Origin of the sequence: Gemmobacter serpentinus (genome assembly GCF_008973825.1) — a bacterium.
Taxonomy (GTDB): Bacteria; Pseudomonadota; Alphaproteobacteria; order Rhodobacterales; family Rhodobacteraceae; genus Gemmobacter; species Gemmobacter serpentinus.
Genome location: NZ_WCHR01000005.1, coordinates 226744 through 248185 on the forward strand (window position 1 = coordinate 226744; position 21442 = coordinate 248185).

The 21442-nt window shown below is 64.0% G+C and carries 21 protein-coding genes; 9 read left to right on the top strand and 12 right to left on the bottom strand.

Annotation, left to right across the window (positions count from 1 at the left end; translation table 11 throughout):
• Window positions 1–181 precede the first annotated feature (181 nt).
• The 4 genes from GBJ34_RS03425 (at window position 182) to GBJ34_RS03440 (ending at window position 4937) form a co-directional block, all read left to right on the top strand.
• On the top strand, window positions 182–1672 hold the full coding sequence (locus GBJ34_RS03425) for a di-heme oxidoreductase family protein (RefSeq protein WP_151717850.1): 1491 nt from the start codon (window positions 182–184) through the stop codon (window positions 1670–1672).
• Window positions 1672–2631 carry an imelysin family protein gene (locus GBJ34_RS03430; protein ID WP_151717851.1) on the top strand — a complete coding sequence of 320 codons (960 nt, stop codon included), beginning with the start codon at window positions 1672–1674 and terminating at the stop codon, window positions 2629–2631. The genes GBJ34_RS03425 and GBJ34_RS03430 overlap by 1 nt, the downstream gene beginning before the upstream one ends.
• 4 nt (window positions 2632–2635) lie before the next feature.
• Window positions 2636–3703, top strand: a complete 1068-nt coding sequence (locus GBJ34_RS03435; protein WP_151717852.1) for a DUF1513 domain-containing protein — start codon at window positions 2636–2638, stop codon at window positions 3701–3703.
• 265 nt (window positions 3704–3968) lie between these two features.
• On the top strand, window positions 3969–4937 hold the full coding sequence (locus tag GBJ34_RS03440) for a type I glyceraldehyde-3-phosphate dehydrogenase (RefSeq protein WP_226341027.1): 969 nt from the start codon (window positions 3969–3971) through the stop codon (window positions 4935–4937).
• A 78-nt stretch (window positions 4938–5015) separates the two neighbouring features.
• Here GBJ34_RS03440 and GBJ34_RS03445 read toward each other — a convergent pair whose 3' ends face one another.
• From GBJ34_RS03445 to puuE, 6 genes are all read right to left on the bottom strand, one after another.
• Window positions 5016–6314, bottom strand: a complete 1299-nt coding sequence (locus tag GBJ34_RS03445; RefSeq protein WP_151717854.1) for an aspartate aminotransferase family protein — start codon at window positions 6312–6314, stop codon at window positions 5016–5018.
• 11 nt (window positions 6315–6325) lie between these two features.
• Window positions 6326–7312, bottom strand: a complete 987-nt coding sequence (locus GBJ34_RS03450) for a phosphotransferase (RefSeq protein ID WP_192931096.1) — start codon at window positions 7310–7312, stop codon at window positions 6326–6328.
• Between the two features lie 72 nt (window positions 7313–7384).
• On the bottom strand, window positions 7385–8872 hold the full coding sequence (locus GBJ34_RS03455; protein ID WP_151717856.1) for a nucleobase:cation symporter-2 family protein: 1488 nt from the start codon (window positions 8870–8872) through the stop codon (window positions 7385–7387).
• A gap of 83 nt (window positions 8873–8955) precedes the next feature.
• A complete protein-coding gene (locus tag GBJ34_RS03460) occupies window positions 8956–9441 on the bottom strand; it encodes an ureidoglycolate lyase (RefSeq protein ID WP_151717857.1) in 486 nt (161 codons plus the stop codon).
• Between the two features lie 81 nt (window positions 9442–9522).
• Window positions 9523–10362: a bifunctional allantoicase/(S)-ureidoglycine aminohydrolase gene (locus GBJ34_RS03465; RefSeq protein ID WP_151717858.1), complete on the bottom strand. Its 840-nt coding sequence runs from the start codon at window positions 10360–10362 to the stop codon at window positions 9523–9525.
• Window positions 10359–11777, bottom strand: coding sequence for an allantoinase PuuE (gene puuE, locus GBJ34_RS03470; RefSeq protein WP_151717859.1), 1419 nt, complete (start codon window positions 11775–11777; stop codon window positions 10359–10361). The genes GBJ34_RS03465 and puuE overlap by 4 nt, the downstream gene beginning before the upstream one ends.
• Window positions 11778–11927: 150 nt before the next feature.
• Here puuE and uraH point away from each other — a divergent pair, with 150 nt between their 5' ends.
• On the top strand, window positions 11928–12290 hold the full coding sequence (gene uraH / locus GBJ34_RS03475) for a hydroxyisourate hydrolase (protein WP_151717860.1): 363 nt from the start codon (window positions 11928–11930) through the stop codon (window positions 12288–12290).
• On the opposite strand, the gene GBJ34_RS03480 is transcribed toward uraH, so the two are convergent.
• Genes GBJ34_RS03480 through GBJ34_RS03495 form a run of 4 tightly spaced genes read right to left on the bottom strand, consistent with a single transcriptional unit; the run spans window position 12275 to window position 15695 of the window.
• The gene (locus GBJ34_RS03480; protein ID WP_151717861.1) at window positions 12275–13036 is read right to left on the bottom strand and encodes an alpha/beta hydrolase; all 762 of its coding nucleotides are present in this window, start codon (window positions 13034–13036) and stop codon (window positions 12275–12277) included. The two genes, uraH and GBJ34_RS03480, sit on opposite strands and share 16 nt — an antisense overlap.
• Window positions 13023–13796, bottom strand: a complete 774-nt coding sequence (locus tag GBJ34_RS03485) for a metallophosphoesterase family protein (protein ID WP_151717862.1) — start codon at window positions 13794–13796, stop codon at window positions 13023–13025. Before GBJ34_RS03485 ends, GBJ34_RS03480 begins: the two co-directional genes overlap by 14 nt.
• Entirely contained in the window at window positions 13796–14713 is a 918-nt protein-coding gene (locus GBJ34_RS03490; protein WP_151717863.1) for a diacylglycerol/lipid kinase family protein, read from the bottom strand. The genes GBJ34_RS03485 and GBJ34_RS03490 overlap by 1 nt, the downstream gene beginning before the upstream one ends.
• Window positions 14703–15695 (bottom strand): LysR family transcriptional regulator, encoded by a 993-nt coding sequence (locus GBJ34_RS03495; protein ID WP_151717864.1) that lies wholly within the window; start codon window positions 15693–15695, stop codon window positions 14703–14705. Before GBJ34_RS03495 ends, GBJ34_RS03490 begins: the two co-directional genes overlap by 11 nt.
• 191 nt (window positions 15696–15886) lie before the next feature.
• Here GBJ34_RS03495 and GBJ34_RS03500 point away from each other — a divergent pair, with 191 nt between their 5' ends.
• On the top strand, window positions 15887–17128 hold the full coding sequence (locus tag GBJ34_RS03500) for a urate hydroxylase PuuD (protein WP_151717865.1): 1242 nt from the start codon (window positions 15887–15889) through the stop codon (window positions 17126–17128).
• A gap of 65 nt (window positions 17129–17193) precedes the next feature.
• On the opposite strand, the gene GBJ34_RS03505 is transcribed toward GBJ34_RS03500, so the two are convergent.
• A complete protein-coding gene (locus GBJ34_RS03505) occupies window positions 17194–18324 on the bottom strand; it encodes a zinc ABC transporter substrate-binding protein (RefSeq protein ID WP_151717866.1) in 1131 nt (376 codons plus the stop codon).
• Between the two features lie 67 nt (window positions 18325–18391).
• On the opposite strand from GBJ34_RS03505, the gene GBJ34_RS03510 reads away from it, so the two are divergent.
• The 3 genes from GBJ34_RS03510 to GBJ34_RS03520 are packed head-to-tail and all read left to right on the top strand — an operon-like array spanning window position 18392 to window position 20422.
• The gene (locus GBJ34_RS03510) at window positions 18392–18865 is read left to right on the top strand and encodes a Fur family transcriptional regulator (RefSeq protein WP_151717867.1); all 474 of its coding nucleotides are present in this window, start codon (window positions 18392–18394) and stop codon (window positions 18863–18865) included.
• Window positions 18862–19641 (top strand): ATP-binding cassette domain-containing protein, encoded by a 780-nt coding sequence (locus GBJ34_RS03515; RefSeq protein ID WP_151717868.1) that lies wholly within the window; start codon window positions 18862–18864, stop codon window positions 19639–19641. Before GBJ34_RS03510 ends, GBJ34_RS03515 begins: the two co-directional genes overlap by 4 nt.
• Window positions 19634–20422: an iron chelate uptake ABC transporter family permease subunit gene (locus GBJ34_RS03520; protein ID WP_151717978.1), complete on the top strand. Its 789-nt coding sequence runs from the start codon at window positions 19634–19636 to the stop codon at window positions 20420–20422. Before GBJ34_RS03515 ends, GBJ34_RS03520 begins: the two co-directional genes overlap by 8 nt.
• A 486-nt stretch (window positions 20423–20908) precedes the next feature.
• On the opposite strand, the gene GBJ34_RS03525 is transcribed toward GBJ34_RS03520, so the two are convergent.
• Entirely contained in the window at window positions 20909–21355 is a 447-nt protein-coding gene (locus GBJ34_RS03525; protein WP_192931097.1) for a PRC-barrel domain-containing protein, read from the bottom strand.
• Window positions 21356–21442 lie beyond the last annotated feature (87 nt).

Below are 21442 nucleotides of genomic sequence, written 5' to 3' on the forward strand. Positions count from 1 at the left end.
CGGCCCGTTCAACTTTCCGATTGAAACTGTCAGGCAAGGCGATCAAGGAAAGGGGGAAAGGAGACCTCTCCCCATGCTCCGGCCCCCTGCCATGCCGCCCTGCCCTGCCCAGACAGGCCCGCACCTTGCCGCGCGCGCGCCTGTCTTTGGGCCTGCCTTCAGACTGTCCGCAATCCTGTTGATGTCAGCCCTGGCGGCAACATCCCTCGCGGCGCAACAGCTGGACGACCGACATCTGCCCGTTGTGCCTCGCAAGGCGTCAGAGGTGGCGCGGATCAAGGCGATCACGGCAGCCCCCACCGATTTCTCGGCCCCCGAACGGTTCGAGACCAAACCGGGCGGTGCCGCCAGCACACGGGTCATCGACACGGCGGATGCGTTTTCCAAAAGCTCCGGCAATATGCCTTTCGCCAGCGAGATGGATTTCAAGCTGGGCAACGGCTTGTTCCGCAAGACATGGGTGGCCTCGCCCTCCTCCACCCGCGCCTCCGATGGCTTGGGGCCGCTTTACAACGCCCGTGCCTGTCAGGATTGCCATATCAAGGATGGGCGCGGCCATACGCCGGAGCACCCGGATGACCAGCGCGTCTCGATCTTCCTGCGCCTGTCGATCCCCGGTGGGGATCCGGTCCCCGAGATCGCGGAGTATATCGCGACCAGCCCCGAGCCGGTCTATGGCCATCAATTGCAGGATTTCGGTGCGCAGGGTCACCCGGCAGAGGGCCGCATGGGCATCCGCTGGACTGAACAGCCGGTGACGCTGAAGGATGGCACGGTGATCAGCCTGCGCGCGCCGAGCTATAGCGTGGAAAATCCGGGCTATGGCCCGCTGCATCCCGATCTGCAGATCTCGCCCCGCGTGGCACCACAGATGATCGGACTGGGGCTGCTGGAGGCGATCCCGGCGGAAGACATCCTGGCCCATGCCGATCCCGATGATGCCGATGGCGACGGCATTTCCGGCCGCCCCAATATCGTGATGAGCGTGGAATTTGGCGTGCCGATGCTGGGCCGCTTTGGCCACAAGGCCGGCAATCCCACCATCAAGGAACAATCCGCCGCCGCGTTTTCCGGCGATATGGGCCTGTCGACGCCGCTGCACCCGGCCCCTTGGGGTGAATGCACCACTGCGCAAGACGCCTGCATCAACGCCATTCACGGTCAGGAACCCGATATGCGCGACGGGCTGGAGGTCGATGCCCAAAGCCTTGATCTTGTGACCTTCTATTCCCGCAATCTTGCCGTGCCGGAACGCCGCAATCCAGACGATCCGACCGTCCTGCAAGGCAAGCAACTGTTCCATCAGGCCCAATGCGCGGCCTGCCATGTGCCGAAATTCGTGACCCATCGCCTGAAGGACCAGCCCGAACAGAGCTTTCAGTTGATCTGGCCCTTCACCGACCTTCTGCTGCATGACATGGGCGAAGGTCTGGCCGATGACCGACCCGAAGGCCGCGCCACCGGCAGGGAATGGCGCACCGCGCCGCTTTGGGGCATCGGCATGACGAAACAGGTTTCCGGCTATGCGCAATTCCTGCATGATGGCCGGGCCCGCACTTTGTCTGAGGCGATCCTTTGGCACGGGGGCGAGGCGCAGAAGGCCCGCGATGCCTTTGCCGCCATGCCAGCCGCCGACCGTGATGCCCTCATCGCCTATCTGGAAAGCCTGTGATGAAGCCGCTTCTTGTTTCGCTTTGCCTTGCCGCGACCTTTGCCCTGCCCGCGCGCGCCGATGTGGCCGAGGCGGTGCAGGATCATATCCTGCCCGGATATGCCCGTTTCACCGAGGCCACGCGGGCACTGGCCGATATCGACAGCTGCGCGGGGGATACGCTGCGCGATGGCTGGAATGCGGCCTATGATGCCTGGATCGGCGTCGCCCATTTGCGGCTCGGGCCCGTCGAAGATGACGGTCGCGTGCTGGCCATCGCCTTCTGGCCCGACCCCAAGGGCATCGGTGCCAAACAGACCGCCGCCGCCTTTCGCAAGGCCGATCCTGCGTTGCTGACGCCGGAACAGATCGCCGAACAATCAGTGGCCTTCCGGGGGCTTACCGGGATGGAGCGGCTGATCTATGCCGATACCCCGCCCGAGGGTTACGCCTGTGATCTGGCGCTGGCACTGGCCGATGATCTGGCCCGCATGGCCGCCGAGGTCGAGGCGGGCTGGCGGAGCGGCTTCGCACAAGCCCTGACCCATCCGGGCAAGGACGGGCGGTATCACAGCGAGGCTGAGGCGCGGCAGGCCATGCTGACCGCATTGGTCACCGGGGTGGAGTTCAACGCCGACACCCGCATCGGGCGGCCACTTGCGACCTTTGACATCCCGCGCCCGGAACGGGTGGAATCGCGCCTGTCGGGCCGCACCATGCGCAATATCGCGCTATCGCTTGCTGCCACCCGTGATCTGGCACAGACCCTCTATGCCAAGGACAGCCTGACCGATGCGGCCTTTGCCAAGGCCGAGGCCATGGTGCCGCGGGTCGATCTGGCGCAGGTTGCCGATCCGCAGCAATGGTTGAAGGCGGAAATTCTGGCGCAATCCATTCACGCCATCCGCGATGCCGCCATGGCCGAGATTGCGCCCGCGCTTGGCACCGGCATCGGCTTCAACGCGGCCGACGGGGATTGATCCGATGCGGCGGCGCAATTTCCTGACCACACTGGCCGCGATCGGGGCCATGCCGCGCCTCAGCTGGGCCGATATCGGCAGCCCGGCCTATCTGGCGGCAGCGCAAACCCCCGATGGCAGCTATAGCCTGCACGGGCTCAGCCTTGCCGGCGAAAGCCTGTTTGCGCTGCCGCTGCCCGCGCGCGGCCATGCCGCGACCGCCCATCCCGAACGCCCCCATGCCGTGGCCTTTGCCCGCCGCCCCGGCAGCTATGCGCTGGTGCTGGATTGCGCGCGCGGACAGGCACTGGCCCGGCTGACCCCGCCCGAGGGACGGCAGTTCAACGGCCACGGTGCGTATTCGCTGGATGGCAGCGTGCTGTATACATCCGAACAGCTGGCGGAAAATTCCGAAGGCCGGGTGGGGCTGTGGGAAAGCGCGACCTATACAAGAATCGGCGAGATCCCGACCCATGGCATCGGCCCGCATGAGTTGCGCCGCCTGCCGCTGTCCGAGGATCTGCTGATCGCCAATGGCGGGATCGCCACCGACCCGACCGACCGCACCAAGCTTAACATCGACACGATGCGTCCCAATCTGGCGCGGGTCACGCCCGAGGGCAAGCTGGTCTCGCTGGCCGAACCGCCACCCGAGCTGCATCAGAACTCGCTGCGCCATTTGGCGCTGCTGCCCGATGGGCGCGCCGCCTGCGCCATGCAATGGGAAGGTGATCCGGCCGAATACCCCGCCCTGCTGGCGCTCTGGGATGAGGGGCGGATCACCCTGCACGAACCTTCGCTGGAAGACAGTTTTGCGATGGACAATTATGCAGGCTCCATCGCCTATAGCCCCGCCACCGGCGAGATCGGCCTGACCTCGCCCAAAGGTGGCGTGGTGCAGATCCACGGCGCAGATGGCAGCTACCTACGGATGGTCCACCGCGCCGATGCCTGCGGTCTGGCCGCAAGCCCCGACGGGTTTACCCTGACGGACGGCAATGGCGCGATCTCGACCCTGCGGCCCGGGGGGCTGGAGCTGCGACAGAATCTGGGCCTGCAATGGGACAATCACCTGATTGCGCTTGCCACCTGAGTTTCGCGATTGAGTTCTGCCCAGGCAAATCCAGGCGAGGAGCTTTGGCTGTGGGATTCTGGGATGGTCGAATTTTGCGGTGATGGAATTTTGCGGTGGTGGAATTCTGGCCAAAAGGTTTTCGTCAGGACATTTTGGCTTCGCATTTCTTCCGAGCCGTTTTGGTCACAGCAATCTTGTATCGGGCACAATTTGATCAAATTTTTCAATTGCATCCATCCCGGCTCCATGCGCAATCTGCGTCAAAATGGGTGAGGAGGCCAGGATGCGCGTTTTCATCAACGGGTTCGGACGGATCGGCCGCTCGGTGCTGCGTGCATGGGCGGGCGGGGTTGCGCCGGGCCTGACGATCACCGGGATCAATGACATCGCCGCAGCCGAAATGTGCGCCTATCTGTTCGAATATGATAGTGTCTTCGGCCCATTTCGCGGCAAGGTTACGCTGGAACCGGGCGCGATTGTTGTAAACGGGCAAGCGATCCCGCTGCACCGCACCCCCGATATCTCGGAGCTCGATCTGTCCGGCACCGATCTGGTGATGGAATGCACCGGCCGTGCCGATGCGCGGGAGGTGGCCGAGCGTGGCCTTCGGGCGGGTGCGAAGCGGGTGCTTATCTCTGGTCCCTCCAATGCCGCAGACCTGACGGTGGTGCTCGGGGCGAATGAGGATCGGCTGACGGATCAGCGCATCGTCTCCAACGCTTCTTGCACCACCAATGCACTGGCGCCGCTGGCGCGGCTGATCCATCGCGAATGGGGCATCGTGACCGGGTCGATGACCACGATCCATTGCTATACCGGCAGCCAGCCGACGGTAGACGCACCTGCCGCCGACTTCGCCCGCTCGCGTGCGGCCGCGCTGTCGATGGTGCCCACCACCACCTCGGCACAACGGTTGCTGGATCAGGTTCTGCCCGAACTTGCGGGACGGCTGGAGGGGTCAGCGGTGCGGGTGCCGACCGCCTCGGTCTCGGCGGTGGATCTTTGTGTGATGACCGAACGTCCGGCAGATGTGAACGCGGTCAACGCTTGCCTGCGCGCGGCGGGCGGGGTGATCGGCGCAACCGACCAGCCGCTGGTTTCCACCGATCTGCGGGCGCGGCCCGAAAGCATCGTCATGGCCTGCCCGGAAACCCGGGTCACGCGCGGTGGGATGCTGCGGGTCTTTGGCTGGTATGACAATGAATGGGGCTTTTCCAACCGGATGCTGGATGTGGCGCGGTTGATGGGCTGAGAAGAAAGGGGGCGCTCGCGCCCCCTCACCGCTGACGCGGTTCACCCCCTGAGGATATTTTTGAACAGGTGAACGGGGTCAGAGGCGGGACAGCACGCGCTCCATCCGGTCCAGGAAATAATCCACGTTTTCTGCGCTGAAGCAAAGCGGCGGGCGGATTTTCAGCACATGGCCCTTGGGGCCCGTGGTGGAGATCAGCACGCCTTCTGTGCGCAGCTCATTCACCAGTTTGGTCGCAGCGGGTGCATCTGGGGCACCGTCGCGCACCATATCGAGGCCAAGGAACAGGCCGGAAGACCGCAATTCGCCCAAGCCCGCATGGCGGGTTGCCAGATCCCGCAAACCATCGGCGAACAGGGTGCCGATCTTGCGGGAATTGTCGATCAGCCCCTCGTCCTCGATCACATCCAGCACGGCATTGCCCACAGCGGCGGCCACCGCATTGCCGCCGAAAGTATTGAAATAACGCGCATTCGCGCCAAACTCCGCGATCACCTCAGGCCGCAGCGCAAGCGCCGCCATGGGATAGCCATTGCCCATCGGCTTGCCCATCGACACCATGTCCGGCACCACGCCATGGCGCGCAAAGCCCCACATCCCCGCCCCGGTGCGCCCGAAGCCCGGCTGCACCTCGTCGGCGATGAACAACCCGCCCGCCGCCCGGATCGCGGCCACCGCAGGGGCCAGAAAGCCCGGCGGATCGGCAAAGACCCCGTCCGAGGAAAAGATCGTGTCAACGATCAGCACGGCAGGCTTGATGCCATGGCGTTGCAGATCGGCGATCGCCGCCTCGACCCCCGCCGCAAAACCCGTGCCGTCATCGCCGCTGACCGGGGCGGGCACCGCCCGCACATGCGCCCCAAGGGCCACGCCGCGCCCGAGCGAGGGCGAGAATTCGGCCACCGAAGCCGTCACGCCGTGATAGGCGTTTTCTGTCACGATGATGCCGGTGCCCCCGCTGGCCGCGCGCGCGATACGCAACGCCAGATCATTGGCCTCGGAGCCGGTGCAGGTGAACATGACATGTCCGATCTCGCCCGGCATGGTGGCCAGCAGGCGCTCCGCCAGTTCCAGCACGCGGTCGTGCAAGTAACGGGTATGGCTGGCAAAAACCCCGGCCTGTTCCGCCATCGCGGCCACGATGCGCGGATGGCTGTGCCCGCAAGAGGCCACGTTGTTATAGGTGTCGAGATAGGCGCGCCCCTCGGCGTCATACAGCCAGACGCCCTCGCCCCGCACCAGATGCAGGGGGCGTTCATAGAACAGCCGGTAGGCCGGACCGAGGGCTGCCTGCCTGCGGGCGACCAGCGCCGCCTCGGCCTCGGGCAGATCGACCGCGCCGGGGCGGAAGGCATTGGGCATGGTGTCCTTGGTCATCATCTTGTCCTTCAAAGGCACGGCAAAGGCAGGGCGCGCAGACCCGCCGTAGCGGAGGCGCAGTTGCGCAGGATATAGGCGGCATTCTCCGGCCAAAGCGTGGCGCGATGACTGGCTAGGCTGAGCGTGGTGACCATGCGGATCGCGGTCAGGCCGGGCAAGAGCCGCGCCTCGTCGGCCAGGATCGGCAGGATTTCAGACCAGCCCGCCGCGACCTGATCCAGACTTTCCGGGCCATTTTCCGGCGCGATGTGATAGGCCGCAGCCACCGCCAGATCACAGATCCGGGGTGTGCGCACCATATCGCCGAAATCCAGAACGCCAGAGACCTGCGCCGGATCATCTTTTTCCGTCAACATGTTATGCGGGTTGAGATCGGCATGGACCACCTGCCAGGGCAGCGCGTCCAGATCAGGGCGGACCCTGTCGAACCAATCAAGCCATGCGGCGCACAGCCCGCGCAGATCCGCATCCGTGATGGCGGGCAGCAGCGGGCGCAGGCTGGTGGCCTGTTTGATGTCCCATTGCAACACATGATCGGCGGCAGGATGGCTGAACCCTTCCAGCGCCCGGGTCAGGCCTGCAGCCATGCGGCCCACGCCCCTCCGCAAATCCGGGCTGGCGGGGGCCAGATGCATCGGCACGCCCTCGACATAGGTCAAAAGCCGCATCAAGCCGCCATCGGGCAGGGTAACCTCGGTCTCGCCCGTCAGGGTTGGCACGACGCGCGGCACCGGCAGGGCCGGATCGCGCGCGGCAATATGGATCAGCGCAAGGTTCTGGAACCGGGTGACCTGGTGGTCTTCGGCCAGATTGGCGAATTTCAGGACATAGCGCCCCTGCCCTGTGCTGACGCGCCAGTTCAGGTCGCGTTCGGAACTGAGGCGGTCAAGCTGTCCCTCAAGCCCCCAATGGGCAGCCAGCAGGGCCGCCGAGGCGCCCGTATCATGGGCAGGCGGGGCGGAGTTCAGGATCGTGCCAAGGGAAGGTGCGTGCATAGAGGGCAGCGAACATGAAAACGCCCCCGGCAGCAAGGCCGGGGGCGACATTCGCTGTCGCAATCAGGTGGGTTAGTGATCTGCCTTGCCTGCGGCGGCCTTGGCCTCTTCCACGCTGCCCGAGGCACCGTTGAAGAATGCGTTCAGCACCACCGCCGCAATCGAGGCCAGCAGGATGCCGCTTTCGATCAGCGGATGCAGGTCATGCCACATCCATTGCTTGAAATTGGGCGCAATCAGCGGGATCATCCCCATGCCAAGGCTGACGGCCACGATGAACAGGTTGTTGCGGTTGGTGGCGAAATTGACCCCGGCAAGGATACGCACGCCGGTCGCGGCAACCATGCCGAACATCACCAGCCCCGCGCCGCCCAAAACCATGGTCGGGATCGATTCCACCAGCGCGCCCATTTTCGGGATCAGTCCCAGCACGATCAGGATGACGCCGCCCGCCACGCAGACGAAACGGCTTTTGATCCCCGTGACGCCGACCAGCCCGACATTCTGGCTGAACGACGTATAGGGGAAGGTGTTGAAGATGCCGCCGATCAGCGTGCCAAGGCCATCGGTGCGCAGGCCCGCCGACAGCGCCTTTTGGTCGACATCTCGGCCGGTCATGTCGCCAAGTGCCAGAAACATGCCGGTCGATTCGATCATCACCACGATCATCACCAGCACCATGGTGACGATCATCACCAGATCAAAGGTGGGCATCCCGAAATGGAACGGGGTGATGAGCGCGAACATATCCGCCTCGGCCACCTTGTCGAAATGCATGGCCCCGATGGCGACCGCGATCACGCAGCCGATGACGATGCCCAGAAGGACCGAGATATTGGCCAGAAAGCCCTTGGCAAAGCGCGCGATCAACAGGATCGAAACCAGTACGGCCGCCGAGACCAGCACATTGCCCAAAGGCGCATAGGCGGGGTTCGGGATCGAGGCCGCGACCGCGATCTTTTCGGGCGCAGGCGGCAGGCCTGCAGCCACAGCACCTTCAGTTGCAGCTTTCAGCCATTCCACGGCGGCGGGGTCCGCGATCATCGGCGCGGTCGGGCCAACGGGGTTGCCGAAGATCCAGTTGATCCCGATCCGCATCAGGCTGACCCCGATGACAAGGATGATCGTGCCGGTCACCACCGGCGGGAAGAAGCGCAGCATCCGGCTGACCAGCGGCGCGATCAGCATGGAGATGATGCCTGCCGCGATAATGGCCCCAAAGATCGCCTGCGCCCCCGTCGGGCCGGAATTGGCATTGGCCATCGCGACCATCGGGCCGACAGCGGCAAAGGTCACGCCCATCATGACCGGCAGCTTGATGCCGAACCATTGGGTTGCGCCAAGGCTCTGGATCAGGGTGGCGATGCCGCAGACGAACAGATCGGCAGAGATCAGAAAGGCCACATCGGCGGGATCAAGTTTCAACGCGCGGCCCACGATCAGCGGCACGGCGACGGCACCGGCATACATCACCAGCACATGTTGCAAGCCAAGCGCGAAGAGTTTGGGCGGCGGCAAAAGTTCATCGACCGGATGAACGGAGGAGGTCGTCATGGTCATACCCTTTCCTGCGGGGGATTTTGATTTTGTGCCATGCCCCGCACCTCCCCCGAGGGTTGCGGGCCGGTCAGAACGCCCGGACCTCAGGCCGGGGTGATCAGGTAGGGCTCCGCGAAGGGGAACTCCTCCAGATTGGGGGTGGGGCCAATGCGGTCGATCACCGCGAAAAGGCCAGGCTCCGCCAGGGGGGTCAGCACCCCGTGCCAGGTGTTGCGATGGAAGTTGACGCCCTGGATGCCGTTCGTCACGAAGGCGCGCGGGGTGCCGGGACGGCCGCCCTCATCCGGGGCCACGATGACGAGGAAGGGGTCGGCGGACATGGGAACGAAGGCCTGACTGCCATCGGGGTGACGTTCGACCAGATCCAGCAGATAGGGAAACTGGCGCGGCACCGCCTTGAAGATCGAGATCCCGGCGCGGGCATCCGTGCCAAAATCAAGGTGCGCGCGATCATGGTGACGCTGGCAGAACCCCTGATTGATCAGGCGAAAATCGCCGCTGGCCTCCAGCACATCGCCGAAGGGCGCAAAGGCCGCTTGCGTCAGGGGTTCGGTGCGGATCGTCGTCATGGTCGGCCTTTCGCTTGTGGAAAGGCCGGGGGTTTCACACCCCCGGACCCCCGTGGGATATTTGGAAACAGGTGAACGCCATTAGCGGCCGAAGGCACCGGGGCCGCGCAATTTGGCGTGGCGGTTCACATCCTTGTAAAGCAGATAGCGGAAGCGCCCCGGCCCTGCGGCATAGCAGGCCTGCGGGCAATAGGCGCGCAGCCACATGAAATCGCCGGCCTCGACCTCCACCCAGTCCTGATTGAGCTTGTAGACCGCCTTGCCCTCAAGAACATAAAGGCCATGTTCCATGACATGGGTTTCCTCGAAGGGGATCAACCCGCCGGGCTGGAAGGTCACGATATTGACATGCATGTCATGGCGCAGGTCATCGGGTTCCACAAAGCGCGTGGTCGCCCATTTTCCTGCCGTGTCGGGCATGGCGATCGGGGCGATGTCTTGTTCATTGGTCACGAAAGGTTCGGGCGCAGGCACGCCGGGTGCCGCTTCATAGAGCTTGCGCACCCAGTGGAAGCGCGCAGGCACCGATTTGCTGTTGCGCAGTTTCCAGACGCAGCCTGCGGGCAGATAGGCATAACCGCCGGGGCCAAGGTCGTGCTCCTGCCCGTCGATGGACAGCCAGACCTCACCCTCGGTCATGAAGATGACGCCTTCGGCACCGGATTCAGGCTCGGGTGCCTCGGATCCGCCGCCGGGGGCCACCTCCATCACATATTGGCTGAAGGTTTCGGAAAAGCCCGACATCGGCCGCGCGATCAGCCAAAGCCGGGTCCGGTTCCAGTTCGGCAGGTTGGAGGTGACGATATCCGAGAAACAGCCTTTGGGGATAAAGGCATAGGCCTCGGTGAAGATGGCGCGTTGCGTCATCAGCGCGGTTTGCGGCGGCAGGCCACCGGGCGGGGCGTAATAGGTCGTGGTCATGGCAGGATATCCTTCAGACGCAGTTCGGCGATCCGTTCCACCTGCGCGCAGGCGGTGGCAAATTCGGTGGCGCTGTCATGGGCGATACGGGCCTCAAACGCCGCCAGGATCGAGGCCTTGGTATTGTCGCGCACGGCAATGATGAAGGGAAAGCCGTGGCGGGCAGTGTAATCGGCATTCAACCGCTCGAAACGCGCGCGTTCGGTATCCGTCAGCGCATCCAGCGCGGCGCTGGATTGCTCGGATGTGCTTTCCGCCGTCAGGCGCCTGGCCTGCGCGAGCTTGCCCGCCAGATCGGGATGGGCGCGCAAGACGCCCATGCGTTCGTCAGGGCTGGCGCTGCGGAACACCCTAGCCAATGCATTGTGCAGGCCCGCTGCGCTGTCATGGGCGGGGCCCAGTTCCAGATCAAAGGCACGTTCCGCGATCCAGGGCGAATGCTCGAAGATCGACCCAAACCGGGCAACAAAGCGCGCGCGATCCATCTGTGAGGGGCGTTCGAACCGCTTATGCGGATGGGTCTTTGCCCAATGTCGCGCGATGTCGATGCGGCGCGGGAACCAGACACCTTCATGCGATTGCGCATAATCGAGGAACCGTTTCAGCCCCGCCACCTTGCCCGGGCGCCCGATCAGACGGTTGTGCAAGCCGATGGAGAACATCTTGGCCCGGCCCGCCTGCCCCTCTGCATAAAGCGTGTCGAAGCTGTCCTTCAGATATTGATAGAACTGCTCGCCGGTGATGTAGCCCGGTGCGGTGGCAAAGCGCATATCGTTTGCCTCCAGCGTATAGGGGATCACCAGTTGATCACGGTCGCCAACCTCAAGCCAATAGGGCAGATCATCGTCATAAGTGTCTGAAATCCAAGCAAGCTGGCAGGTCTCGGATGTCAGTCGCACGGTGTTCATCGAACAACGCCCGGTATACCAGCCCTGCGGGGGTGCCCCCACGACCTCGGTATGCAGGCGGAAGGCCTCAGCAATCTGGCGCGCCTCTTCCTCTTCCGGCATGTCGCGGTGTTCGACCCATTTCAAGCCGTGGCTGGCGATTTCCCAGCCCGCGGCCTTCATGGCGGCGACCTGTTCGGGATTGCGGGCAAGGGCGGTGGCGACACCATAGATCGTGACTGGCACCGATCTTTCAGTGAACAGCCGGTGCAGACGCCAGAACCCGGCCCGCGCGCCATAATCATAGATCGATTCCATGTTCCAGTGCCGCTGGCCCGGCCATGGCGCGGCCCCTGCAATGTCGGACAGAAACGCCTCAGACTGGGCATCGCCATGCAGCAGGTTGTTTTCGCCACCTTCCTCATAGTTCAGCACGATGGAAATCGCGATTTTTGCCCCGCCCGGCCATTGCGCATCGGGCGCATCGGGCCCGTGGCCTCGGAAATCGCGGGGGTATCGGTTGGGCATGGCACACCTCTTGTTCTGCCATCAGATTAGGCGGCATAGGGCCAAAGTATTTACAAAAAATCCTGTAAAGACCTTTTCTGCATCTGCGCGGTCGCCAGAGCGGCGAATTCACGTCAGGATGCAGGCAAAGGCATCACGGAAAGGATGATCATGGCCACGGGACGATTGACGACTCATGTGCTGGATACCGCAAGGGGGAAACCTGCGGCCGGGGTGAAGATCATGCTGTATCGGATCAGCGGGCAGAGCCATCGTAAAATCGCCGAAACGGTGACCAATGCCGATGGGCGCACCGATACGCCGATGCTGACAGGCGCGGCGTTGAAGGAAGGCAGTTATGAACTGGTCTTTTGCGCGGGCGATTATCTGCGCGCCAGCGGCCAGGCCCCGGCCGAGGGCACATTGTTTCTGGACGAGATCCCGATCCGTTTCGGCATCCCCGATACCAGCCAGCATTACCATGTGCCGCTGCTGATCAGCCCCTTCGCCTATTCCACCTATCGCGGCAGCTGACGCCGCTTGCCGCCCGCCGCCTGTGCAATGCGCAACAGGCGGCGGCGGTCGCCTGCGGCCAATGCATCGACCATGCCTTGCAGGCCATGCTGCTTCAGATGGGGCCCGAGGCCGGAATGGCTTATGCCATCAAACAGCAGGTGATCCACGCCCCTGCGCGCCGGAAAGCGCAGCGCCTGATCGGCATCATCCGCCATGCCATGTGCCAGCACGATCCATGGTCCCAATGCACACGGCCCCGCTGGCAGCGGCGCGGGCGGGATCACTCGCCCTGCGGTCCATTCCGACCAGCGGTTTTCGTGGCCAAGGTCGTGCTGGGGGCCAAGCGCCAACACGGCATCGACCGGCAGCACCTCGGCCGCGCGGAGCGCCGCGACCGCGCCCATGGAGGCCCCGATCGCCACGATGCGGCTGATGTCATGTTCCGCGCGCGCCTCGGAAACGGCCTGCCGCAGCGCCTCGGCCCAGCCAGCCGCGCTGGCCCAGCTGCGGCTTTGATCGCGCAGGAACAGGGCGGGGCGCCCCTGCCCTGTGGCCATGCGGCGAAACTCCGGCTCGGGCATCCGGGCGGGATCATGCCCGATCGAGGAAAACGCCAGAACCAGGCAATCGGCTGATCGCGGGCCTTCAGGGCGCGTGCCTTTTGAGTGTGGGCCTTTTGAGTGTGGGCCTTTTGCGCGCGGGTCATTGCCCGCGCCGCCGACCAGCCCTGCGGCAAAGGGCGCAGGCAGATCAAGGTCGCGCATGAAGCGCAAATTCCTGCCTGGGCCCCATCGTGCCAAAGCCGCCCGCCTCATCGGCAAGAATGGTTTGCACCGCGACCTTGTTGCCGGAAAGATCCAGCAGGTTGAAGGCATTGGCTTCGGCGCGCCGGCGATGCGACAGGCCGGTGCCCGCCTGCACGAAGATCAGGCCCGGCGCGGCAGAAAACGGCCCGGCATGGCTGAGATGGATATGCCCGGACAGCACGATCTGCGCCCCGATCTGCGGCAGGCGGCGCAATGCGGCGGTTGCGCCCTTCATCAGCCATTGCGCCTCATCGGGCTGGTGTTCCAATGGGTGATGCATGGCAACGATCCGCGCGCGCGGACCAGCGCCGGCAAAAACCTCGGCCAGCCGGTCAAGCTGGTGTCCGGTGATCCGGCCACGTTTCCAGGCCCAGGGGTCGGCGGTGTTGACGCCCGCGACCACCACCTGATCATTCTGCCAAAGCGGCTCATGCACGGGCGACCAGCCACGATCATAGGCGCGCCAAGGCCAGAAGATCCGCGCCAGTGGATTGCGCAACGGAATGTCGTGATTGCCGGGCACCGCGATCACCTCGGCCCCCAGATCGGCCAGGAAGGCGCGCGCAGCGGCAAATTCAGCCCGGCGCGCACGTTGCGTCAGATCGCCCGAGACCACGATCAGATCGGGGGACAGCGTGCGCAGCCGCGCGGCCAGAGGTGCCTCCAAGCCCGGGGACAGCGCCCCGAAATGCAGGTCCGACAGATGGATCAGCCGCATCACACCTCGACCCGGTCCGCCGCATCGGGAAGGATGATCGACAGCGCATCTGCCGCGATCCGAAAAGACAAAGGGGCAAGCATCCGGCGCTTTTCGCCATCAAAGGCCACGCGCGGGCGGCGCTTGGCGGTCGCAATGTCAATCTCATGCGCGGTCAGCAACTCGACATCGCGCCCGACCTGCACACGCCGCAACGCCAGACGCAGCGCCAGCTTCAACAGATGCAGCCGCGTGCCGCCGCGCGCGATGAACAGCACGAACTTGTCATCACTGATCGCCTGTGTCCCCTCCAGCCCGAACCGCTGCAGTTGATAGGCCGACCGCGCGACGAAGACGAGCGGGGTTTTCAGCACAAGCTGCGCGCCATCGGCGGTGATCTCCATCCGGCGGGGGCGCTGAAACCGCACAAGGGTGCGCAAGACCGACCAATGCGCCATCAGGCGCGACCGGCCAAGACGGGCATAGATGTCTTCCCGCGCCTGCAGGATGGTCGGGTAGATCCCGATGCTGGCATTGTTCAGGAACACCTGCCCGTTCACCGTGCCCACCGAGATCGTGTTGGGATGGCCTGCAAGAATGGCCTGCGCTGCCGCCTCGGGCTCTTGCGGCAGGCCAAGGCCTCGCGCGAAATAGTTGAAGGTGCCCAAGGGCAAAACCGCAAGATTGGCCCCCGTGCCCATCAGCGCGTGCGCGACCCCCATCACCGTGCCGTCGCCGCCGGCTGCGACAATGGTCGAAAAGCCATCCGCGACCGCTTTTTGCACGAACGCATCCAGATCCTCGCCCTTGCGCCAGCGCCGCAAGGTGACCTCTGGTCCAAAGGCCGCCATCGCGCGTTTGATCGCCTCTGCATCGCGGCTGTTGCGTCCCGATCCGGGATTGGCCACCACGCAGATCGTTTTCGGATCAAGGGTCAATTTGCTCTCCGCCGCTGCCCGTCACGGAAGGCAAACCCGCGGTAGGGGGCGTGGGTTCCATCCGTAGCCCCTGCATTTTCTGCGCCATATCGGCCTTGATATGGCCAATGATGAAATCGACAAACAGCCGGATCTTCGGGTCGCGGAACCGGCGGTGCTGGCTGAGACAGGACAGTTGCGTGGCCGTGGGCGGCGTGGCCTGCGCCACCGGCACCAACCGCCCGTCGCGCAGATATTCCGCCACTTCGAAAATCGGCTTCATCACGATGCCGCGCCCGTCCAACGCCCAGCCCGTCAGCACATCCCCATCATCGCTTTCAAACGGGCCCCCGATCTCAAAGCGGCGTGGACCATCCGGGGTTTGCAGCGTCCATTGAAACTCGCGGGCACCGGGAAAGCGCAGATTGAGGCATTCATGATGATTTGCCACCAGCGCCGCCCCATCCGCCGGATTGCCGCGCCGCGCAACATAGGCCGGGGCCGCGCACAGGATGCGCGGGCAATCGGCCACCAGCCGCACCTTCAGCGTGCTGTCTTCCAGCAGCCCCAGATGAAAAGCCACATCCAGGCCTTCACCCGTCACGTCGACATTGCGATCCGACAGGCGCAGGCGCACGTCGATCTGCGGGTAAAGATCCTTGAAGGAGGGCACATACGGCGCGATGAAGCGCCGCCCGATGCCAAGGGGGGCCGCCACATAAAGCGTGCCGCGCGGATTCTGCGTCACATCGACCACCGCCGCCTCGGCCTCATCAATCGCCTCCAGCACCTTGCGGGCCCCGTCATAGAAGATGCGGCCATTCTCGGTCGGTTGCAGGCTGCGGGTGGTGCGGTTGAACAGCCGCACCCCCAGGTGTTTCTCCAGTTCCGAGATTCGTGCCGAAGCCACGGCGGGCGATGTGCGCTGATCGCGCGCCGCCGCACTCATACTGCCCAATTCATAGACACGCACGAACATCTTGACGTTGTTCACATAGGACATGCGCGCCTCCCCTGCCCGGTCGTGAAGATCTGTCGCAAGATTATCCTTGCGCGATTATCTTTGGGTGTTTGAAAGTGATCCCGTATTTGATGGAATTAACCGAAAAGACATGGGTCGGTATACATTTTTGAAACGCCAAAGCGAGACAGCGCACAAAAGCCGCGACAGAAGCCAAGCAAGGGGGCCAGCCGATGTATGATTTCGCCGTGATCTGGGAATGGATCGAATTTGCCGTCCGCTGGACCCATGTCATCACCGCCATCGCCTGGATCGGCTCCAGCTTCTATTTCATCGCGCTGGATCTGGGCCTGCACCGGGATCGCAATCTGGCCTCGGGTGCCGATGGCGAGGAATGGCAGGTCCATGGCGGCGGATTCTACCATATCCAGAAATATCTGGTGGCCCCGGCCGCGATGCCCGATCACCTGATCTGGTTCAAATGGGAAAGCTATATGACCTGGGTCAGCGGCTTCTGTATGCTGGTCCTCGTCTATTATCTCGGCGCAGAGTTCTATCTGATCGATCCGACCGTGCTGGACCTCGCGCCCTGGCAGGCCATCCTGATCTCCATGGCGTCGCTCGCCTTTGGCTGGATTGCCTATAACACCATCTGCAAGACCTTTGTGAACGCGAACCAGACCGTTGTCATGGTGGCGCTGTTCGTGGTGCTGGTGGCGATGTCCTACTTCTATACCTCGGTCTTTTCGGGGCGCGCGGCGCTCTTGCATCTGGGGGCCTTCACCGCCTCGATCATGACGGCCAATGTGTTCTTCATCATCATGCCGAACCAGCGCATCGTGGTGGCGGACCTGAAGGCGGGCCGCAAACCCGATCCGAAATATGGCAAGATCGCCAAGCAGCGCAGCACGCACAACAACTATCTGACGCTGCCCGTGCTGTTCCTGATGCTGTCGAACCATTACCCGCTGGCCTTCGCCACGCCCTATAACTGGATCATCGCAAGCCTCGTCTTCCTGATGGGCGTCACGATCCGGCATTGGTTCAACACCCAACATGCCCGCAAGGGCGCGCCATACTGGACCTGGGCCGCGACCGCGATCCTGATGATCGTCATCGCCTGGTTGTCCTCGTCCCGCCACCCCATGCCCGAGGACGGCGCACAGGCCGCCCTTGGCCCCGAGGCGCTGACCTATGCCGCAGCACCGGGGTTTGAAAAGGTCACTTCCATCGTGCAGGGGCGTTGTTCGATGTGTCATGCCGCAGAGCCCGCATGGGAAGGCATGTATTGGCCCCCGAAAGGCGTGGTGCTGGAGACCCCTGAACAGATCGCGCATGAGGCGCGGCGGATCTACATCCAAGCCGGTGTCACCCATGCCATGCCGCCCGCGAACCTGAGTTACATCGAGCCGCAGGAACGCCAGTTGATCATCGACTGGTTCGAAAAGGCAAAGTCGAGCGCAGCTGGCATCTAAGAAAACAAAACGCCGCCCAAGAGGAAATCCGGGGCGGCGTTCGATTTTGCGCGGTCAGGTTGGGGTCAGTTCGCGCCCAGACAGTCGGCCAGCGTATCGGCCAGCCCGGTCAGCAATGCCGGATATGTCCCACGATCGACGGTCAGCCCCACCCCTTCGGGATCCAGCGGCGCACCGACACGCACGCCGGTCGCCTCGGCCATCTGGGTCAGCAATTTGGGGTCATGCGCCACTTCGGGGAACAGGCACAGCGCCTGCCCGCCCGCCTTTTCCCGCAGTTCCACCAGATGCGCCGCCCCCGGCGATGAGGCATCACCCGGCCGGATCGCCCCGGCCACCGACAACCCGTAATGCCCGGCGAAATAGCCATAGGCATCGTGGAAAACGACAAAGGGCTTGTCCTTCAGCGGCGCGAGCTTTGCCGCATTGGCGGCGTCCGTCGCAGCGATCAGCGCCTTGCCTGCGGTGGCATTCGCGACATAGGTTTCGGCATTTTCAGGATCACGGCGCGACAGTTCTTCCGCTATGGCATCAAGCCAAAGCGCACCATTGGCCGGATCCAGCCAGGTATGCGGATCGGGGCCTTCATGGCTGTGCCCCTCATGACCCTCATCATGCGCGTGATCGTGGCCGCCGTCATGGTCGTGACTGGCCTCATGGTCGTGGCCGTCATTCCCAGCCCCATGCTCGTCCTGCCCCTGCGCATCATCGCCTTCATGGCCACCGTGATCATGTTCGTGATCCTTTGCACCGGCCGCATGGTCGTCGTGCCCGTGATCATGATCATGATCATGCCCATCGTCATGGCCATGCGCCTTGTCATGGTCATGGTCATGGTCATGCGCATCTTGCGCGCCGAAATCCTGAATATAGGTGCCCGGCAACTCGTTCAGCCGCAGTTGCGCGGTATCGGGAAAGGCCTTCAGGGCACGCTCAAGCCAAGGCGTCATGCCCGGCCCGATCCAGACCACCAGACCGGCATCCTGCAGCGCCGCCGACTGGCTGGGGCGCAGCTGGAAGTCATGGGCATTGGCCCCCTTGTCCAGCAGCACCTCCGGCGCGCCCAGATCACCCATCACCAGCGCCACCAGCCCGCCCGCCGGGGCAAAATCGGTCATGACGCGCGGAACTTCGGCCTGCACGGCGCTGGCCGAGATCAACAGGCTCGTCAAAGTGGTGGATATGGTATAACGCATCATATGCCCCTTGAATGTCGCGACGGCAGGGGTAACTTGTTACGATATAACATGTCAAGAGGTGGATATGCATCCGACCTTCCAATCCCATGACCACAGCCATTGCGCCGGCGACAATCTGGCCCGGGCAGAGGCGCTGATGACTGAGCGCGGTGCTCGGCTGACGCCGGTGCGCAAGCGCGTGCTGGAGATTTTGCTGGAGGCGCATCGCGCCCTTGGTGCCTATGACGTGTTGCAGCGTTTGGCCACGGAGGGTTTCGGCAATCAGCCGCCCGTCGCCTATCGCGCGCTTGATTTCCTTGTAGAGCAAGGACTTGCACACCGCATTCAACGGCTCAATGCTTTTACGGCCTGTATGCATGTGGGCGAATCCCATGCGCCCGCCTTCCTGATCTGCCGCAAATGCGACACCGTGGCCGAGGCCCCGGTTGCCCCGGTGCGCGCCGCATTGGAGGCCACGGCCGAAGGGCTGGGCTTTGCGCTGGAACGCGCCAGTATCGAGGCCATCGGCCTTTGCCCCAATTGCCGCGAGGCCGCATGAGCGCGCTGATCGAGGCCCGCAAGATCTGTGTCTCGCTGGGCGGGCAAGAGGTCCTGCATGATGTGTCGCTTCAAGTCGCGCCGCGTGAGATTGTAACGATCCTTGGCCCGAACGGATCGGGCAAATCGACGCTGCTCCGCGCGCTTTTGGGCATTGTCCCGGTCAGCCATGGCGAGATCCGGCGCGCCCCCGATCTGCGGCTGGGTTACATGCCGCAAAAGCTGCATATCGACCGCAGTATGCCGCTTTCGGTGCGGCGCTTCCTGTCGCTGCCACAGCGCCATGCCCGCGCCGATTGCGATGCGATGCTGGCCCGGGTCGGCCTGCCTGATCTGGCGATGCGCCCGATGTCGGGCCTGTCCGGCGGGCAGATGCAGCGCGTCCTGCTGGCGCGCGCTTTGCTGACCCGCCCCGCCCTGCTGGTGCTGGACGAACCCACCCAAGGTCTGGATCAACTGGGCGAGGCTGCCTTTTACCAACTGATCGACGAGGTCCGGTCAGAGACCGGCGCTGCCGTGCTGATGGTCAGCCATGACCTGCATGTGGTGATGAGCGCATCCGACCGGGTGATTTGCCTGAACGGCCATATCTGCTGCGAAGGCACGCCGCGCGTGGTGTCGTCCGCGCCGGAATACCGGGCCTTGTTCGGGCTTGGCACCCGGGGTGCGCTTGCGCTTTACCAGCACGAACATGACCACGATCACAGCCATGATGACGGCCTTGAGCATCATCACCACCCCCATGACCACGCGCATCACGGACATGATCATGCTTGACGATTTCCTGATCCGGGCCGGGCTTGCCGGGATCGGCGTGGCGCTGGCCACCGGCCCCTTGGGGTCTTTCGTGGTCTGGCGTCGCATGGCCTATTTCGGCGATGCGACATCCCATGCCGCGATCCTTGGTGTGGCGCTGGCACTGGCCTTTGATCTGCCGATCGGCTTTGGCACGCTGGTCATCGCGTTGGCCATGGCGGTGACGGTGGCCTATCTGGCGGCGCGTGGCTGGGCGATGGACACCACGCTTGGGGTTCTGGCGCATTCCGCGCTGGCCTTCGGTCTGGTGGCGGCCAGCTTTGTGCCGGCGGCGCGCACCGATCTTTCAGCCTGGCTGTTTGGCGATATCCTTGCGGTCTCCAAGGGCGATATCGGCTTTATCTGGATCGGGGCCGCACTGGTCGTGGCGCTGCTGGTCTGGCGCTGGTCGGCATTGCTGACCAGCACATTGAACGAGGATCTGGCCTCGGCCTCGGGTCTCAACCCGGATCGGGAGCGGCTGGTGCTGACGCTGGCCCTTGCCCTGACGGTGGCGGTCGCGCTGAAAGTGGTCGGTGCGCTGCTGATCGCCGCGATGCTCATCATCCCGGCGGCTGCGGCCCGCGGCCTTGCCCGCAGCCCCGAGGCCATGGCGGTGCTGGCCACCGTGATCGGGGCGCTTGCGGTTCTGGGCGGGCTGGCACTGTCACTCTCTCAGGACACGCCCGCAGGCCCCTCCATCGTGGTGATGGCGGCGCTTGCCTTCCTGGTCTCGGCGAGCCTTGGACGCCTGCGCTTCTGAGGATCTGGATCAGAGGGCCGTTTGGGGCCTGCACCTTGATGGAGGTCCGGTATAGTCCGCGCAGCCCTGCATGGCGTCGCAGTCTCGGCGGCGTAAGGCGAAGCGCCCGGAAGGTGTTCCCTCCGGGCGCTGACGAGGCAAGGCAACTCTTGAACCAGAGCACAGGCTTCTAACGGGCACTCTTTCACGATCTAACGGGCTCTATTTTTCTGGCACACATCACAACTTCATGGGCCCTCAGCACAACCCGCGAAACAACTCGCGAAGGGCGGCACCGCCGGGGCTTCCCCCTGTGATGCCCCGATCACGGGTCACGCCACGCGATAGCTCGCGACGTGACCCCCAACCGGCCAGCAATCACGGGTCACTCTGATGACAGGTCACGCCACACGCACAGGCCGCGACGTGACCCCGGGACGATCCCCCGGCCAAACCCGAGATCCCTCAAGTTTCAGCCCTTGGGTGCCGTCAGCCGTGAAACGAACGTCAGCCCTGATACTCGGGCAGCGCCTTCAATTGTTCCTCCGTCATCGCGACCTTCAGCACTGGCGGCGCGCCCTCGGTGCCCGGCACCAGCATCAGATCCGCCGCGGTCAGCGCCACGGGCTTGGCCCCCAGACCCAGGAAGCCGCCGACATCGATGACCACGCCATTGATCGCGCCATTGGCATCTTTGGTCACCTCGCTGACGGAACCAACGCTGGAGCCGTCAGCCCCCTCGACACTGTGACCGACGATCTGTTCCTCGGTCATCGCGGCAATGCCGGTCTGCGGTGCAATCTCGGTCGTGGGGGCCTCGGCCATCGGGGCCGCAGGCATCTCTGCCGGGGCGGTTTCCACCGGCGGCGTCAGCGGTGCATCGGTTGCGGTCTGTGCCCAGACGGCACCCGACAGACCAAGGGCCAACGCGGTCGAAGCAAGAAGGGTTTTCATGATAGCCTCCATTCTTTCCGGTTGCATCGGGCGGTTCATCCATCCCGACGCGTCACGGGGAAAGAACGGCGCGACCTACAATTGCGT